The 17563-nt window shown below is 42.0% G+C and carries 12 protein-coding genes; 5 read left to right on the top strand and 7 right to left on the bottom strand.

Translation table 11 applies throughout. The features are described from left to right. Positions 1–21: 21 nt before the first annotated feature. Positions 22–3126, top strand: a complete 3105-nt coding sequence (locus ACFN7Z_RS12195; protein ID WP_058952138.1) for an efflux RND transporter permease subunit — start codon at positions 22–24, stop codon at positions 3124–3126. Positions 3127–3221: 95 nt separating this feature from the next. Then, positions 3222–4940 carry a proline--tRNA ligase gene (locus ACFN7Z_RS12200; protein ID WP_058952139.1) on the top strand — a complete coding sequence of 573 codons (1719 nt, stop codon included), beginning with the start codon at positions 3222–3224 and terminating at the stop codon, positions 4938–4940. Between the two features lie 57 nt (positions 4941–4997). Here the strand turns inward: ACFN7Z_RS12200 and ACFN7Z_RS12205 are convergent, their stop codons facing one another. The 6 genes from ACFN7Z_RS12205 to ACFN7Z_RS12230 form a co-directional block, all read right to left on the bottom strand. Further along, positions 4998–6350, bottom strand: coding sequence for a hypothetical protein (locus tag ACFN7Z_RS12205; protein ID WP_058952140.1), 1353 nt, complete (start codon positions 6348–6350; stop codon positions 4998–5000). Positions 6351–6374: 24 nt separating this feature from the next. Further along, a complete protein-coding gene (locus tag ACFN7Z_RS12210) occupies positions 6375–8660 on the bottom strand; it encodes a DUF6160 family protein (RefSeq protein ID WP_058952141.1) in 2286 nt (761 codons plus the stop codon). Between the two features lie 26 nt (positions 8661–8686). Beyond that, complete coding sequence (locus ACFN7Z_RS12215; RefSeq protein WP_058952142.1) at positions 8687–9370, bottom strand: hypothetical protein; 684 nt, start codon at positions 9368–9370, stop codon at positions 8687–8689. 9 nt (positions 9371–9379) lie between these two features. After that, positions 9380–10822, bottom strand: coding sequence for a hypothetical protein (locus tag ACFN7Z_RS12220; protein ID WP_058952143.1), 1443 nt, complete (start codon positions 10820–10822; stop codon positions 9380–9382). A 236-nt stretch (positions 10823–11058) separates the two neighbouring features. Further along, positions 11059–11628 carry a dCTP deaminase gene (gene dcd / locus ACFN7Z_RS12225; protein ID WP_004694514.1) on the bottom strand — a complete coding sequence of 190 codons (570 nt, stop codon included), beginning with the start codon at positions 11626–11628 and terminating at the stop codon, positions 11059–11061. Positions 11629–11742: 114 nt separating this feature from the next. Then, the gene (locus tag ACFN7Z_RS12230; RefSeq protein ID WP_004694517.1) at positions 11743–12336 is read right to left on the bottom strand and encodes a LysE family translocator; all 594 of its coding nucleotides are present in this window, start codon (positions 12334–12336) and stop codon (positions 11743–11745) included. A 362-nt stretch (positions 12337–12698) separates the two neighbouring features. Between ACFN7Z_RS12230 and ACFN7Z_RS12235 the strand changes: the two genes are divergently transcribed. Genes ACFN7Z_RS12235 through ACFN7Z_RS12245 form a run of 3 tightly spaced genes read left to right on the top strand, consistent with a single transcriptional unit; the run spans position 12699 to position 16188 of the window. Continuing rightward, on the top strand, positions 12699–13709 hold the full coding sequence (locus ACFN7Z_RS12235; RefSeq protein WP_395441852.1) for a TAXI family TRAP transporter solute-binding subunit: 1011 nt from the start codon (positions 12699–12701) through the stop codon (positions 13707–13709). Continuing rightward, entirely contained in the window at positions 13706–14179 is a 474-nt protein-coding gene (locus ACFN7Z_RS12240; RefSeq protein WP_058952145.1) for a DUF1850 domain-containing protein, read from the top strand. Before ACFN7Z_RS12235 ends, ACFN7Z_RS12240 begins: the two co-directional genes overlap by 4 nt. Further along, positions 14176–16188 carry a TRAP transporter permease gene (locus ACFN7Z_RS12245; protein WP_058952146.1) on the top strand — a complete coding sequence of 671 codons (2013 nt, stop codon included), beginning with the start codon at positions 14176–14178 and terminating at the stop codon, positions 16186–16188. Before ACFN7Z_RS12240 ends, ACFN7Z_RS12245 begins: the two co-directional genes overlap by 4 nt. Before the next feature lie 53 nt (positions 16189–16241). On the opposite strand, the gene apbC is transcribed toward ACFN7Z_RS12245, so the two are convergent. Then, complete coding sequence (gene apbC, locus ACFN7Z_RS12250) at positions 16242–17519, bottom strand: iron-sulfur cluster carrier protein ApbC (protein ID WP_058952147.1); 1278 nt, start codon at positions 17517–17519, stop codon at positions 16242–16244. Between the last annotated feature and the right edge of the window lie 44 nt (positions 17520–17563).

Genomic DNA, 17563 nt, shown 5'->3' on the forward strand with positions numbered 1-17563 from the left:
AAATAAGAAAAGGTTGTTGCTATGTGGTTAACCCGTATTAGTGTGAAATATCCTGTTTTTACCATCATGATGATGTTTTGCCTGATGGTTTTAGGCTTAGCCTCTTGGCAAAGAATGGGAGTTGAGGAGTTCCCTGACGTCGACTTCCCCTTCGTTGTGGTTTATACCACCTATCCAGGAGCATCCCCTGAAACAGTGGAGTCTGAAATCACCAAGAAAATGGAAGACCAAATCAATACCATTTCAGGTTTAAAACAGGTCATTTCTCAGTCTAGCGAAGGCTTATCGACCATTATTGCTGAATTTGATCTCGATGTTTCTTCTGCTATAGCCGCGCAAGATGTCCGCGATAAAATTGCACCGGTCACCGCTCAATTTCGAGACGAAATTCAAGACCCGATTGTTGAACGTTACGACCCTTCTGCCAATGCCGTGATGTCGATTGTATTTGAATCACAAAACATGTCACTGAAAGACCTCAGTTCTTATTTGGATCAGCGCATCGTTCCGCAGTTTAGAACCGTTTCTGGTGTCGGGACAGTCAACTTATTGGGTGATGCCAAGCGACAAATTCGCATACAGATTGAACCCCACAAACTACAAAGTTTTGGGATTGGTATTGACCAGATCATCAACACGCTAAAAGCTGAAAATGTCGAGGTTCCGGGTGGAACATTGAAACATGGTAATAGTGAGCTTGTGGTCGAAATCAAGTCTAAAGTGATTCATCCTTTAGCCTTCGGCGATTTAGTGATTGCCAATAAAAATGGTGTACCGATTTATTTGCGCCAAGTTGCAAGCATTTCAGACAGCCAAGCCGAACTTGAGTCGAGTGCCTATTTAGATGGTAAAACCGCGGTTGCGATTGATATTTTACGCAGTTCCGATTCAAATGTGATTGATGTAGTCGATGGTGCTTATGAGACCTTAGCAGATATCCAAAAACAGTTACCTGAAGGCACCACAGCAAAAGTCGTGGTAGATTCATCCAAAGGCATTCGTAATAGCATCACCGATGTTGCACGTACCATTATTGAGGGTGCAGCTCTTGCCGTTTTGATTGTCCTGCTGTTTTTAGGCTCGTTCCGTTCCACCGCCATTACAGGCATGACGTTGCCGATTGCTCTTCTTGGCACTCTGACGTTTATTTGGATCTTCGGCTTTAGCATCAACATGATGACCTTACTGGCACTATCACTCAGTATTGGTCTACTGATTGATGATGCGATTGTGGTCCGTGAAAATATTGTGCGACATGCAGACATGGGCAAAGACCCTGTCACAGCAGCCCTTGATGGCACCAAAGAAATTGGACTCGCTGTTTTAGCCACCACCTTAACCATTGTTGCGGTGTTTTTACCTGTGGCATTTATGGGTGGTATTATTGGTCGATTTTTCTATCAGTTTGGCGTAACCGTCAGTACTGCTGTGCTGATCTCCATGTTTGTCAGCTTTACTTTAGATCCCATGCTATCTGCACATTGGGCTGAAAAGCATAATCCACATAAACCACCCAATCGAGTCAAACGTTTCTTCAATTGGATTTCTAGCAAACTAGATAATCTCAGCCATGACTATGAGAAATTACTTAAGCTTGCTCTGCGCTTCCGATTCATCACCCTCATGATTGCTGTGGCTTCGCTATTCGGTGCATTAGGCTTATCTAAACTAATTGGAACAGAGTTTGTCCCTGTTCCAGATAAAGGTGAGATTCGGATTAAGTTCGAAACACCTGTCGACGCCTCTTTGGAATATTCACAAGCCAAACTGCTGCAAGTCGATAAAATTATTCAGCAGCACCCTGACGTTCGAGCAACTTATGCGGTGATTAATGGCGTTACGGATCGTGGTAAAAACCATGTCAGTATTCGCGTAACCGTTACGCCACGCACAGAGCGTAAGAAAAGCTTAACCGACTTAAACAATGAGTTCCGCCAACGCCTACAACAAGTAGGTGGCATTACTGTGACCTCAATTGCCTCCGCAGATGAAACAGTATCGGGCGGACAAAAACCCGTGATGATTTCCATCAAAGGTCCAGACTTAGCCGAATTGCAAAAAATTTCAGACCGCTTTATGGCAGAAATTGCGCAAGTCAAAGGCATTGTCGACTTAGAAAGCTCACTTAAAGCTCCTAAACCGACTTTAGGCGTGCATATTAATCGGGTCTTAGCCAGCGATTTGGGCCTATCGGTCAACCAAATTGCCAATGTCATTCGCCCACTGATTGCAGGGGATGATGTCACCACATGGCAAGATGACAAAGGCGAAACCTATGACGTTAACCTGCGCTTAACTGAAAATGCGCGTAGCTTACCTAGTGATGTACAAAACCTTTACCTCACATCGCAAAAAACGGATGCCAATGGTCAAGCTTTATTGATTCCCCTATCTAGTGTTGCGCATTTAGAGCAAAGTCTGGGGGCATCGCAGATTAATCGTCGCGATCTAGCACGGGAGGTCTTAGTCGAAGCCAACACCGCGGGTCGTCCTGCAGGCGATATTGGTGCAGATATTAAAAAAATTGAAGACAACTTTGACCTTCCTGCAGGTTATAGCTTTGACACACAAGGTTCAAACAAAGACATGGCTGAATCTGCAGGTTATGCCATGACCGCAATCACCTTATCCATTGTGTTTATTTATATTGTGCTAGGTTCGCAGTTTAATAGTTTTATTCACCCTGCGGCGATTATGGCTTCCCTTCCGTTATCGCTGATAGGGGTGTTTTTAGCGCTCTTCTTATTTAACTCCACCATGAACTTGTTTTCTATTATCGGTATTATCATGTTGATGGGTCTGGTGACCAAGAATGCAATTCTATTGATCGATTTCATTAAAAAAGCCATGGATCACGGCGTTGATCGTTATCAAGCGATTATTGATGCAGGTAAAACACGTCTACGCCCTATTTTGATGACTACTAGTGCCATGGTGATGGGCATGGTGCCTCTGGCTTTAGGGCTAGGTGAAGGAGGGGAACAAAGCGCACCGATGGCACATGCAGTGATCGGCGGTGTCATTACATCGACACTACTAACCTTGGTGGTGGTTCCTGTGATCTTCACCTATTTAGATGACTTTAAGAACTTTATGCTGCGTCAAGTACGTAAAATCATGTCATAATAATCAACATTTTTCTGAGGTGGTGTCGACATGCCTCCTCATTTTTTATCGTATAATCTTTGACTTTCAAAGTTTAAAATTTTAGGACAGTTTCCATGCGCGCGAGTCGCTTTTTATTTGCAACGTTAAGAGAAACCCCAAATGACGCAGAAGTGATTTCACATCAACTAATGCTGCGTGCTGGGATGATTCGTAAATTGGCTTCAGGTTTATATACTTGGCTGCCGATGGGCGTTCGCGTATTAAATAAAGTTGCAGCGATCGTTCATGAAGAAATGAACAATGCGGGTTCACTCGAAGTCCTGATGCCCGTAACTCAGCCAGCATCTTTATGGGAAGAATCTGGTCGATACGTCCAATACGGCCCTGAACTGCTTCGTTTCAAAGACCGCCATGGCAACCCTTTCGTACTTGGCCCCACCCACGAAGAAGTCATTACCGACCTTGCGCGCAATGAACTCAAAAGCTATAAACAATTGCCTGCAAACTTCTATCAAGTACAAACCAAATTCCGTGACGAAATTCGTCCACGCTTTGGTGTAATGCGTTCACGTGAATTTATTATGAAAGATGCTTATTCTTTCCACGCAAACCAAGAATCACTGCAAGAAACCTATGACATCATGTATGGCGCGTACTGCAAAATCTTTAGCCGTTTAGGTTTAGATTTCCGTCCAGTACAAGCCGATACAGGTTCAATTGGTGGTTCAGGCTCACATGAATTCCACGTATTAGCATCAAGTGGTGAAGATGATATCGCCTTCTCGACAGAGTCTGACTATGCAGCAAATATTGAAATGGCTGAGGCCGTTTTAGTTGGGGAACGTGCAGCGCCAACCAAAGCATTAGAAGTTGTCGATACACCAAATCAAAAAACCATTGCAGATGTCTCTAACTTCTTAAAATCTGATCCTGCTCACTCTGTAAAAGCCTTGTTAGTGCAAGGTATTGCAGCCGAAGAAGGCCAAGCAACACCGGTAGTGGCATTGTTCTTACGTGGTGATCATGAGCTGAATGAAATTAAAGCCGAGAAGCATCCATGTATCGCATCACCATTAACTTTTGCAACAGAAGAACAACTTGCTGCACTGGGTTTAACCGCTGGTTTCTGTGGACCACAAGGCTTGGTAGAAAAAGGCTTAACGGTCATTGCCGACCGTGCTGCATCGGTACTGTCTGACTTTGTTGCGGGTGCAAATGAGGTTGATAAACACGTGACTGGTCTAAACTGGGAACGTGATGCACAGTTCACCGAAGTTTATGACTTACGTAATGTGGTTGAGGGTGATCCTTCTCCAGACGGTAAAGGTACGCTGCAAATTAAACGTGGTATCGAAGTGGGGCATATTTTCCAACTCGGTCAAAAGTACTCAGAAGCTTTGGGCTGTAAAGTTCTAGGTGAAGATGGTAAGCCATTTACTGTCACCATGGGTTGTTACGGTATTGGTGTAACACGCGTGGTTGCCTCTGCAATTGAGCAAAACTTTGACGAAAAAGGCATTATTTGGCCTGCGGCAATTGCACCATTTGAAGTTGCCATTGTGCCTATGAATGCACATAAGTCTCCACGTACTTTGGAAGCAGCTGAAGCACTGTACGCTGAACTCACGGCAGCAGGTTATGATGTTTTACTGGATGATCGTAACGAACGTCCAGGCGTGAAATTCTCAGACCTTGAGCTTACAGGTATTCCTCACCGTATTGTGATTGGTGAGAAAGGCTTAGATGCTGGTACTTTTGAATATAAAGGTCGTCGTGATGCTGAATCTGTAAACATTTCTAAAGAAGAGTTATTGGCGAAAATTGCAAAATAATTCATTTTAGATTAAAAAAATCCCGCGTATATCGCGGGATTTTTTATGAAAATTTAATTAGCAGAATTTTAAACCACCGTAACAGTTTGATCTAAAGTTTTGCCCTTGTAAGCTTAAATTGGTCAGTGGAAAATCCAAAGTCGTCGTATTCATTGGAACATTCCCAACAACTAAGGCAGAACCACCGACACATCCTGTTAAAAGATTACCGCAATTTCGAGGATTGTCCGTTAGATCTTTATTAATACCCGCAATGGTTTGTTTTAAGACTTCATTGGTAATTGCCACTTTGGTCGTTGGGCTTAAGCTACCCAGTTCGACTTCATCTTCCATTGCCAGCCACCAACCTTTATTCGCACCAACCGCAGCACCCGTCCATAAAATATCTTGGGACTGCAAGGATAATGATGCTGGGTTGTTTAAATACAATGCGTGAATTAAGCCTAAACTTTGGTTCACAGTGATATCTGTTTTAAGCCCAGTAATATTGCCGGACACCTGTTTATCTAAGTTTAAAAAACCGAGTACTTTAGCTGTTAATTGTCCACTAAAATCAATTTTCCCAACAGTACCCGTCCCTTTTAAAGTTACATCCTTCATTCGAGTCCCCGACACAACTGTCGAATTAATCGTAAAAGGCGCTGTAGTTGAAGATAGATTTAAATTATAAGTATCAGACGTATATGAAATATCATAACAAGGGTCTAAAGAACCACTGACACAAGTTGTCCCAGAACTACTTCCGAGTAATCGTCCTTGCACAATACCATTCATAGTTAATCCTGTATCTGCAAAGGTCATGCTACGAGCTGCTGTCACTGCAGTACCAGATGCAGTTTTGGTTTTCATATATCCACTAAAGGTATTAATTCCATTAGGTATCGCATTATTATTTGCATCTACATCATTATTGGTACCTAATGTCATCAAACCTTTAATCTTTTCAGCACTGACACGAAAACCGAGTACTTCACGTGTTGCGGCTGAAGTCGGGTTTTTAATGGCAAACTGAATAAATGGATTTGTGATTAATGCCGAAGTTGCTGCACGCTGATCCGATGTATAGTTCGCATCATCAGGTAGTCCACTTAAAGAAATATGATCGATATCAATATCACAACTGTTGGCTCGAATGGAATTGTTGTCGCCACCGCACCCCAACTGAAGCTTCTTAATATTGGCATTCAGCTCCAATTCTGCACTTAGAGCCAACTTATAAAACCCAATATTTGATTGATTATATGTTTTCCCTTGTGCATCGGTTGTATTCGTCCCCTGCTGAAACTCTAGATTCATCAAAGATTGACCTTCAACTTCTGACAACTCCTCGTCATTTAAAGCGGTCATCGCATAACTTTGACTCAAGCCTAATGTTGCTGTGATTAGAATTGAAATTAAAGACTTATTCATTTTATTTATTCCTTGTCATCCTTTTTAGCGCGGCGTAATCCCTAATGTGCTACGCATAGCCCCACCCGTAATGGCAATATCTGCAACCTTCTGCATGGTACCTGTTGGAGACAATGCAACCTCCGTTCTAAAGGCAGTTCCTTGTCCACCTGCTAATGCCTTATGGTTAAATTGCACTTGATTGTCTATGACAACTGAGTCCTTTTGCATATGAATTTTTCCATTCAAACCTAAGTGACCCTGCATTTTGTTTAAGTTAAAACTTGAGGTTTTTGTTGCTGTTCCATTACTGTCGGTATTACTTAAACTAATAAAACTTCCTTTTTTACTTTCATTACTCAGGTCTGTGCTACTCAATGTATTAAACTCAAAATTAGATTTAAATGACAAATAGTTGCTTTGTGGTGTCCCACCTACAGCCTCAAGCCCAGGAATAATAAAGAGTTCGCCTTTACCATCTAACATAAAAGCAATCGATGCGAGAACATCATCTTTTTTGGCAAAGTTATTAATCGGCACGACTTCTTTGGCACAACTATTCACCCCTGCTGGACAGTTATACAGTGCACCCGGAAGCTGCCCGATTGCGATTTCAGCATTGGCAGCAAACAATAAATTATCAGCTTTGATATAGATTTCATTTTCATTAAAACCAATCACACCATTGGCTTTAAAATATGAATCAATATTGCGTAAGCCTGTATAGTAGTTAACTTCTTCTCCATGCTTACTCATCGCACCATCAATGACGATAATAGACGTTGTTTTCGGGTTGCCTTGACTATCTTCACCATAACCATCGGTTGATACCGCGATGTCATAGCCCAACCCATCCTTCACTGTTCCAGCGGTATTGGTATATTTCTTGGCAAAAAATGCTGCATTGGCATTTAGGTTATAAATTGGAATACCTAAGCCCCATGTCCCTTCGTTAGTATTGTTTACCGCAATCGAATTATCTGAAATAAAGCGGGCTTTACGTGCAATGGCTTGAAAATCGAGCCCACGCACAGCAATAAAAGCCATATTTGAAGCATTGCCCGTTGGCGATGGGTTATAAATCAGTTCATAGTTTTGCGCACCCAATATCGTCTTAATTTGGTCATTGACCACAAAACCCATTGAGTTGGTGCGAATGTTATTGATGTAAATCTGGCCAAAATCAATATAGGCATTTTGACTGTTTATTGCTGAATTAGGGTCAGTAGAAGAACGTACATTCAGCGGTGATAAGTTTGAAAATTCGATGGCATAACTGCCTGTACCAGTATGCCCTAATTCAAACGTTGTCGGTGTCGCAGCGCCGAGCAAACTATTCCCTGCACGAGTAAAGTCAGCCGATACATTTAAATGTAAGCCGCCCGCATTCTTAAAACCATAACCTGCAGATGCAACCACCTCATTTTCTTGAACATTGCCGTTAACACGGTTGACCGTATTAAACTTAGCAACACCAGTTTGGTCAGCATTCAACGCGATCTTGCCATTGGTTAATGCACCCGATGCCCCTATCCGAATTAAGTTCCGGTGAGTCGAGTTTGCTGAGCCATAACGTAAATCGACGTTTAACCCCGGATTTGTGGCATTGCCTACACGGCTGTCATGCACATCAGTTTTATCTTCCACTCGACCTAAAACAACAATATTATCGCCAACACTGCCCTTTGAGGTGAGAACTACACCTTCCGTTTCATCGATATAAAGATATCCATCAGCAGATAAATTGAAGTTGAAATCTTTTAAGGTTAAATCTTGATTATTTTGTCCATAGCTAATACTGGCATTCTGCAATTTAAAATCTAAATGCACCTTTGAGTCGCGGTTAAACAAACCATTCGTCGTTGCCAAGTACACTTCAAAAGGTGAAATAGTCGAAAGCTTAAAACTTCCTAAATTTTGGTCTGTTTCACCTGTTGCACAATTCGGCGAACACATCAGCATGATTTGGGCAGCCGTTGCGGTAAAAGGTGACACACTTGCAGAGAGCTGAATGCCAACCCCTTGCGTACCATTGGCTAATTGTGTTGTTCCCACATCAAAATCGAGTTTGGTTTTAATGTTGTTATAACCAGTCGCCGTTTTTACTTCAATATTATGTAAACCCAGTTTAATCGGTGTTTTTCCGACTTCCGCTGGATCAACCCAATTCAATTGTTTAATGTCAACTTTTGAAGCTTCATGGATAATTGAAATACCATCTTGACCCGTTACATCACTTAAAATCTGATCATTCAAAGCTTGTAATGCATAACTTTGATTCGCTGCACAGATACACAGTGTCAGAAGGTTTAATTTTATTATTTTATGCATCTCAATATCCTTTTGAAACTATATGTCTAACAGCGGCTACCCGCAGTGCCCGAACAGTTATAGCTAAAGATTTTTAGATTTCCATCCAGATGTAAGTTTCCGTGAACATTTAAGCCCATAAAGCCTTGTTCCTGACCTTTATCAAAAGTGGGGACAGTTTTACTCGTACCATAACTGTTATACGTTGAGGTATTGAAATATCCATTTTCACCACTTTCTACTGAAAGGCTGGCAAAACCTAAGTTACGAATTTTAAGGGGTTTATCATCGAAAAATTTTAACAGCATCGCAGTTTGTGGCTTACCTTCTTTATTCAGAATTGTGGTACCTTCCAGCGAAAATTTATCAATTTGCATGGTGCCTTGGAACTGCTTAAACACCAGCCATTTTCTTTGCCCATTTTCCTTATGATTATTTGGAGAAATAGCGATACGACACAGTTCTAATAAAGCGCAATCTTGATTTGCACGCATTTGATAATACGCTTCAGTGACAATAGCCCGCCCATTCGCATCTACACCATTGGTTTTGGAAATCGTATTTAGACTCATATCATTGGCATATTGATGGTTGATCGATAGCGTTAAGCTCAAATCTGCGCCGCCCTGCCCAGTCACACCGACCAGTTCCTTATTATCCAAATCTACCAAACCCGCTTGAGACAACATGGATAGCGACATCAACATAGTTACACATAATTTTTTCATCATGTCGGTATCCTATAGCCCTGTGGTCTTAATTTTTAAGTGTTGGATCAATACACCATCGATAGCAACTGAACCCAAATTCACAGGAACTGCTGTTCCAGTCCCGCGGAATACCACACCAGTAGATTGTGTCGCCGTATTGGCTTTGAGCGTATTGGTGGTCGGATCCCGTGTCACGCTACCAATCGAAATACTGCTATGTGTTGCGTTATTTCCTTGGTATTGAATCGCAGTACTCCCTGCCCCAGTTTGAACAAAATTCGAACCACAATAGGCCACATTACAGGTTGATCCTTTATAATCTGCATTGTTTCCACCTTGTACATCTGGGTAGTAGGTATAAATCTGCTTATAAATTTCAGGCACGTTCGGAATACGCGTGACTTCAAGAATAATATTGCGTCCTTCCGAACCTACAACAAAAGGCTGATACATATTGCCCAAGACCAAGTTAATATTTGGGCTATATAAATAAAGCCCCTCGCTCGCATCAAAGATTGGAGCCAATGAACGATCTAATGCGGGTGTGACTGCCGTACCGTCGTTGGTCGCAGCTGTGCTCAGTCGAAGGACTTTGCCATTCAACTGCGCTTTATTTGCATCTGTATTTTCATAGATTAATGTAGATGGATCATCATTAGTATTGATCCGAAGTAAGGCTGCCATCCCAAAGGTTTTATTTTGCTGGTCTAAGGTAGATGCTTGAGTTTGAAACATACGAACCTGTGAGCCATTTAAACTCAATCCGTTGGCAACCGCCTGTAAACGTATTCTTTGGTTTAAACTTAAATCAGGATCCGCAGCCGCATTGGTTGTTGTCGGTGCACCTGTAATAGGGTCCACTTTATTTTGGGAATTCCAACTGCGTGAAAAAGCATCCCACCATAGACCTAGTTTAATATTATTATCTGCTTCATTTGCTACAACAGTTGCTAAAGGCGCTTCCAGCCCTAGAAAACTCACATCTGAACTTGCATTCGATTGATGAAACTGTTTAATCCCCGTGGCTGTACCAGCGCGAAATAACCAAGGATTAACATCGCTTCCCCATGTAAAGCCCTGATTGCTGAAACGACTATTGGCATTATTATCAGACCGTGAAAGTGCTAAACCATAAATAAAGATGTCCGCTTTGGTTCGTTTCGTGCTCAGATCATCAGCATCGGTATATTTGGAGTAGTTCTCACCCACAGGAATAATACGAATGAAACCCGTGTCGTATTGTTGTGGATTGGCCACGCCACGGTTGTAGCTAGAAGCAGTGGAGAGATCATTGGCCCCTTGGAACACCATCTTGAAGTTTTCAGGAAGTAAAGCAATGCCTTCACCCGTAGTATCCGCTAGATATTCATCGGAAAGTGACTCAAGGGCAAATGTAGACTGCGCAAGTATGAGTCCGACAAGACTAGCTAAACAGGATTTTTTCAATCCTGCGGGATATATACGATTCGTCATCTCGACCATCCTTATTATTCGATGCTCCGCATCTTTATGTACTGCATCCTTTGCTTGGCATTTTACTCTGCGCACTATAATTTTTATTTGCGTCAACCAAAGCACTCTATTTCACAATTGATTATGCTGAAACTCAACACAAATGCAAAACCAACTGTCCGATAATATTTATTTTCCGATGAATGAATTGACATAAAAAAAGCGGATCAATGATCCGCTTTTTTAATATCAAAAACTTAGGTCTTTGGTAAAGTTACACCTGTTTGACCTTGGTACTTACCACCACGGTCTTTATACGATGTTTCACACACTTCGTCAGATTCGAAGAACAACATTTGTGCAACACCCTCACCTGCATAAATACGTGCAGGAAGATTAGTTGTATTCGAGAACTCTAAAGTAACATGACCTTCCCACTCAGGCTCAAGTGGTGTGACGTTTACGATAATACCGCAACGTGCATAGGTCGATTTACCCAAACACACAGTCAACACATTACGTGGAATACGGAAATACTCAACGGTACGAGCTAAAGCAAATGAGTTCGGCGGAATAATACAAACATCAGCTTCAATGTCGATAAAACTTTTATCATCAAAGTTTTTTGGATCTACAATTGCCGAGTGAACATTGGTAAAAACTTTAAACTCACGTGCACAACGAACGTCATAACCATAGCTCGACACGCCATAAGAAATGAGTTTTTGACCATTTTCATCTAAACGAACTTGGTTTTCTGCATACGGTTCGATCATGCCGTGTTTTTCGCTCATTTCGCGAATCCAACGATCGGACTTAATAGCCATTTATTCTTTCCAAAAAAGCTTAATTTCAATAATTGCGTTGTACTTTAACTGAAATCGCTTTCAATGAAAATAAGCGCGTTTAAGTTCGCAAAATTTCTGTCTTTAATTACTAAATTAAAAGCTTAAAATCGCAGAATAGCTCAGCGGAATCGAAAAACTCATCAAAACCAGTGATGCTGTTTTTTGCAGGTTAGATTGGTTCAGCCAACGAATTTTATTGCTCGCTAAAATTGACCCGATAAAAGTCCAAAAGAAAGCAATTGGAACAATCAAAACCAAAAACAGCGACATATGTGACAGATAATAATCTAGTTTTGTCCACGCAATGGTTGGGAAAATGGCTGAAGCAAACAATAATGCTTTAGGGTTCAATAATGTTGCCAAAAACAGTTCACGCGCCCGAATAGTCGGTTGATTAAAACTCACTTCAGCATCGGCTGTACGCCATAATTTGATGGCCAAATAAATGATATAGCTTGCGCTGAACAATTTTAAAATGGTCGGCAATAAAGGCAAGTGCACAGACACTTTTCCAATGAGGAAGCCCCATGCCGTGATTGAAATGAGATAGCCAAAAGCTTCTGCAGGAATGAGACGCAATGATTTACGAATACCGACTTGAATACCCGAAGAGGCAAGTAAGGTATTGGTCGGTCCTGGAGTTAAAAGAATGGTTATCACTAAACCAATAAAAAACCAAGTGACCATATTCACAGACCCACATATATATAACTATAAGCGTAATGACTTGCCATGCTGAAAGCAATCAAATTTAGTGAACCGTGATAACAGTTTTTTTAATTTTCATTCAATACTTAACATAAATAACGTATGAGGCCCTTACCCAATCTAGCATTCATAAAAATGACGCCACATGCTTTATTCTTTTTTCAAATCAATGATTTTATAAATCAAATAGACATGCCTAATGAAAAAAAAACTATTCAAATGATTTTTAATCAGTTACTTTTTAAAACATGCGTATTTTTATTCATCAATCTGATCACGCTAAATCAAGGATAAAAGAGCCAAGTGAATGGCTTTGAAGATAATAAAATGAGGAAAAGTATATGAAAAAATGGACTCAACTCACGCTACTTTCAATTGCACTTGCAGGTCTAGGAGCATGCTCAAGTGACAATAAAACCACGACTTCAGGTGATGCTCAAACTGAAACCAGTGCACAAGCATCCGACAAACTCCAAAGTAAATTTGTCAACATAGCAACAGGTGGCGCATCTGGCCCGTATAACGTGATTGGCACCAGTTTGGCTGAAATTTATAATAAAACCTACGGTGTAAATTCAAAAACCCAAACCACAGGCGCATCGGTAGAAAATCTTAACTTACTCAAACAGAGAAAAGTTGAAATGGCTTTTGTCATGAGTGACAGCTTAACCGAAGCACTGAATGGCACAGGTAGTTTTGCCAGTGGGAAAATTGATAATGTCCAACAAATTGCAGCACTTTATCCCAACTATGTGCAAATTGTGGCATCAAAAAAATCAGGCATTAAAAAGCTTGAAGACTTAAAAGGTAAGCGTATTGCCGTCGGTGCTCAAAACTCAGGCGTTGAAGTTAATGCGCGCACCCTCTTAAATGGTTTTGGTATTACTTACAATGACGTGAAGGTCGACTATCTAGGCTATGCAGAAGCCGCGGATGCTTTAAAGAGTGGAAAAATTGACGCTGCATTCTTAACCAGTGGTATCCCCAACTCATCCTTGATGGAACTGCAACAAGGTTTCGATTTACAACTGGTCGGGATTGATCCTGAGAAAGTGAAACAAATCGCCAAAAACCAAACCTATTTCCTATCTCTAAATATTCCCAAAGGCACTTATGGCAATGCAGAAGATATTCCAACTGCGGCCATTATGAATGCTTTAGTGGTACGTTCCGATCTTTCTGAAGATGATGTCTACAAACTGACCAAAACCTTCTTTGATAGTTTAGGACAGTTGGCCAACTCACATCAGGCAGCGACAGAAATTAATCTGGAAACAGCTCAAAAAGGCGTGGTTGCTACGCTACACCCTGGGGCTAAGCGTTATTACGACGAACTTGCAGCGAAAAAGTGAAGCTGAAAAAAAGTGCAGTGTTTACTGCACTTTTTCTACTCAGTTTATGCGGGCTGTTGTTCTTGCCTGTGCGCTATAGCGAAGTGACTGTTGCTCAAATGCAGTGCCGAATTTCAACAGCACAATTTAATTTGCAGTGGAAACATTCAGTTGAAAAAACTCGTTGGATTGAAAACTATCAACGAGAGCAACAACACTTTATATTGCGCTACACCGACCTGATTTCTTTCGGTGCAGGCACACCGAATGACTATCCCATCATCTTTCAAAAAGAAGGTATGGTCAGAATGAAAGTTAATCGGCAAATTGATCAAATCAACTGGATCATTTCCAAGAATATGCAAGGCAGTATCATCATTCACCAGAGCGTCTGGCCCATTTTTCAACAATATCCAGATTACACCTTGGTGCAAATTACAGCACAACAACAGCCCTTGTGGAAAGCATGGCAGATCGGAGAATGCCGATGACTCAAAATGAAGAAAAAGTTGCCCCTGAACAATTAGATGAGCAACAACAACAAGCCATTTTAGAAAAATTTGATCGTGAGTCAGTGACTCGTTCCCCAAGCAACAAATCTGTGGCATGGTTCATAGCGGCGATTGCTATTTTCTATTCCTTATTTCATTTATTTATTACCTTTAATCCACTACCCGAACTGATTCAGCGTTCCGCCCATGTCGCTATTGGTTTGGTTTTGATCTTTCTACTTTATCCTGCGCGTCAGTCCAGTTCACGACAAAGTATCCCTTGGTTGGATTGGTTACTTGCCTTAGCCGCTTTAGCAACCTTTTTATACCTTTGGAAAGAATATCAAGCCATTATGACCACACGTGGTGGTATTCCAAACACCTTAGATATTGTTTTTGCCATTTTAGCCGTGGTGCTGGTGGTTGAAGGCGCTCGGCGGGTCATGGGATGGATGCTGCCTATTTTAGGTTTAGTCTTTCTGTCTTACCCGTTTTTTAGCCACTATGACTGGGTCCCTGATCGTTTATTGACGCGTCCATATAGTATTAGTGATATTTTCGGGCAAATGTATTTAAAAACCGAAGGTCTTTATTCTTCCGCAATCGGTGCTTCAGTCACTTTCATTTTCCTGTTTATTTTGTTTGGTGCTTTTCTAGCGAAATCAGGTATGGGTAAACTATTTAATGATCTCGCGATGGCGCTTGCAGGACATAAACAAGGTGGTCCTGCAAAAGTTGCCGTCATTTCCAGTGGATTTATGGGCAGCATTAATGGCACAGCAGTGGCCAATGTCGTGGGTACCGGTTCATTCACTATTCCCCTGATGAAAAAAATTGGCTACCACAAAAATTTTGCAGGCGCTGTTGAAGCCAGTGCCTCGGTGGGTGGACAAATTTTACCCCCTGTGATGGGAGCCAGTGCCTTCATTATGGCTGAAACCACGGGTGTCAGTTATGGCACCATTGCCCTTGCAGCCACTCTTCCGGCTTTGCTCTACTATTTGGGTGTAATGGCACAAGTTCATTTCCGTGCTGGTAAAGACAATTTAAAAGGCGTACCGAAAGCGGATTTACCACGGGTTAAAGATGTCCTTAAGGAACGAGGACACTTGCTTATTCCGATCGTGGCTTTGGTGTTTTTCCTCTTTCAATCCATTCCTGTCAGTTATGCCGCGGTCTACACCATTGTCTTAACTGTGATTGTGGCGAGTTTCCGCAAATCGACCCGTATGGGCTTCAAAGAAATATTAGAAGCGCTCGTCGATGGTGCAAAACAATCCCTTTCGGTCATGGCAGCCTGTGCTGTGGTGGGGATTATTATTGGTGTGGTGAGCCTGACCAGCTTTGGCTCTGTCATGACCTCCTCAATTATGAGCATCGGTGCAGGCAGCCTATTTCTAACGCTGTTCTTTACCATGATTGCATCGATGATTTTAGGTATGGGACTACCATCGATTCCAGCCTATATCATTACCGCGACTATGGCTGCACCTGCTTTGGCAAACTTTGATATTCCAACCCTGGTGGCGCATATGTTTGTGTTCTACTTTGGTCTTTTTGCCAATATTACTCCCCCTGTCGCCTTAGCCGCCTTTGCAGGTGCTGGAATTGCAGGGGGCGACCCTATGCGCACGGGCTTCCAAGCCTTGAAGCTTTCTTTAGCGGGTTTCATTGTCCCATTCTTGTTTGTCTATAACCCTGCCATGCTGATGATTGATACAGCCAATGTCGCAGTCAATGCACGTGAGTTTGCTTTTCCTGCATGGACAACTATTGTGAGTATTGTCTTTACCTCAGTAGTCGGTATTTTGGCGCTGGGTGCTGCAGTTGAAGGTTACTTTAAAGTTGGTTTGAACTGGTTCTGGCGAATTTTCTTAGGTGTAGGTGCTTTATGTATGATTATCCCTGAAACTGTGACTGATATTATCGGGATTGTGATGGTGGTGATCGCCATCAGCATTAATATTATGCAAGCAAAAAAACAAAATCAGTCCTATTCACTCTCCTAAAAAAGAAACAAAAAAAAGCCCAACTTAATGTGTTGGGCTTTTTTATGGCTCATTTAGAAAATACGAGTCTGATCTTTTTCAGCCTGAGGCAGTGCGGCTGCAATTTTTTCAGCAATCTGCATATAGCTATCTGCTGCACTGTCTTCCACTAAAACAGAAGGCTTGCCCGTATCCGCATTTTTACGGATTTGTACATTTAAAGGTAAACGTCCCAACAGCGGAATAGCATATTGCTCAGACAGTTTATCACCGCCGCCCGTACCAAAAATTTGGTCTTCAAATCCACAATTTGAGCAAATATGGGTCGACATATTTTCCACAACACCCATAACTGGAATATGTACGCGGTTAAATAACTCAATGCCTTTGGTCGCATCCATAAGTGCCACGTTTTGCGGTGTGGTTACAATCACCGCACCTGTCACAGGAATACGTTGCGCAAGCGTCAACTGAATATCACCTGTACCCGGTGGCATATCAATCATCAATACATCTAAGTCAGGCCATAAGGTTTGATTGAACAACTGCATCAATGCCCCTGTCGCTTTCGGCCCACGCCAAGCCACAGGAGTATTGTGATCACCTGTTAAATGCCCAATCGATAACACTGCCAAACCATAGGCATCTAAGGGTACAAAATTTTCCGCTTCAATCATCGGCGTTTTGCCCGCATTGCCCAACATGGTCGGAATACTTGGACCATAAATGTCCGCATCTAAGACCCCAACTTTTAAGCCTAGCTTTTGCAAAGCAAGTGCAAGGTTTACCGTGGTGGTGGATTTGCCAACGCCCCCCTTGCCCGAGGACACCAAAATCACATTTTGAATACGCGGATGCTTCGGCACATCACGTTGTTGTGGCGCTGCTTTTTGGATGGGTGGGTTGTTAGGATCAGTTTCAACGGGTTGTGCAGCAACTTGGGCTGCTGAGCCTGAAGCATCAATCACTGGGGGTAAATTGCTTTTCGGTGCAGCCTCTTTTGCTTGGCTTGAACAGCTCTCACCTTCAGCATGCTGATGTCCACAGCCACCTGACTTTTCTTTATGTCCCGTTTTTTGTTGAATCACATGCATGTTTAATTCTTTGATACCGCATGCTTCAAGCGCAACCGCCAAATCATCATGAATCTGTTGTAAATCATCTGCTTCGGCAGGAAAAGTATTGATGGTAATTTGCAGAATATTGCCCTGCACATTCACTTGAGTAATGCGGTCTTTCAACGCATGGTTTGAATTGGGCAAGATATAGTTTTGCAGTACTGTTTGGATTTCTTCTTCCTTTACCTCCTGCGCAGGAGAAAAAACTGATTTAAGAGAAGAAAGCCACGACATATATGTACTCCAAATTCGAGTATTCAGCTGAATGCTATAGTTTA

Source organism: Acinetobacter sp. P1332, assembly GCF_044057475.1.
In the GTDB taxonomy this organism is placed as follows: domain Bacteria; phylum Pseudomonadota; class Gammaproteobacteria; order Pseudomonadales; family Moraxellaceae; genus Acinetobacter; species Acinetobacter johnsonii.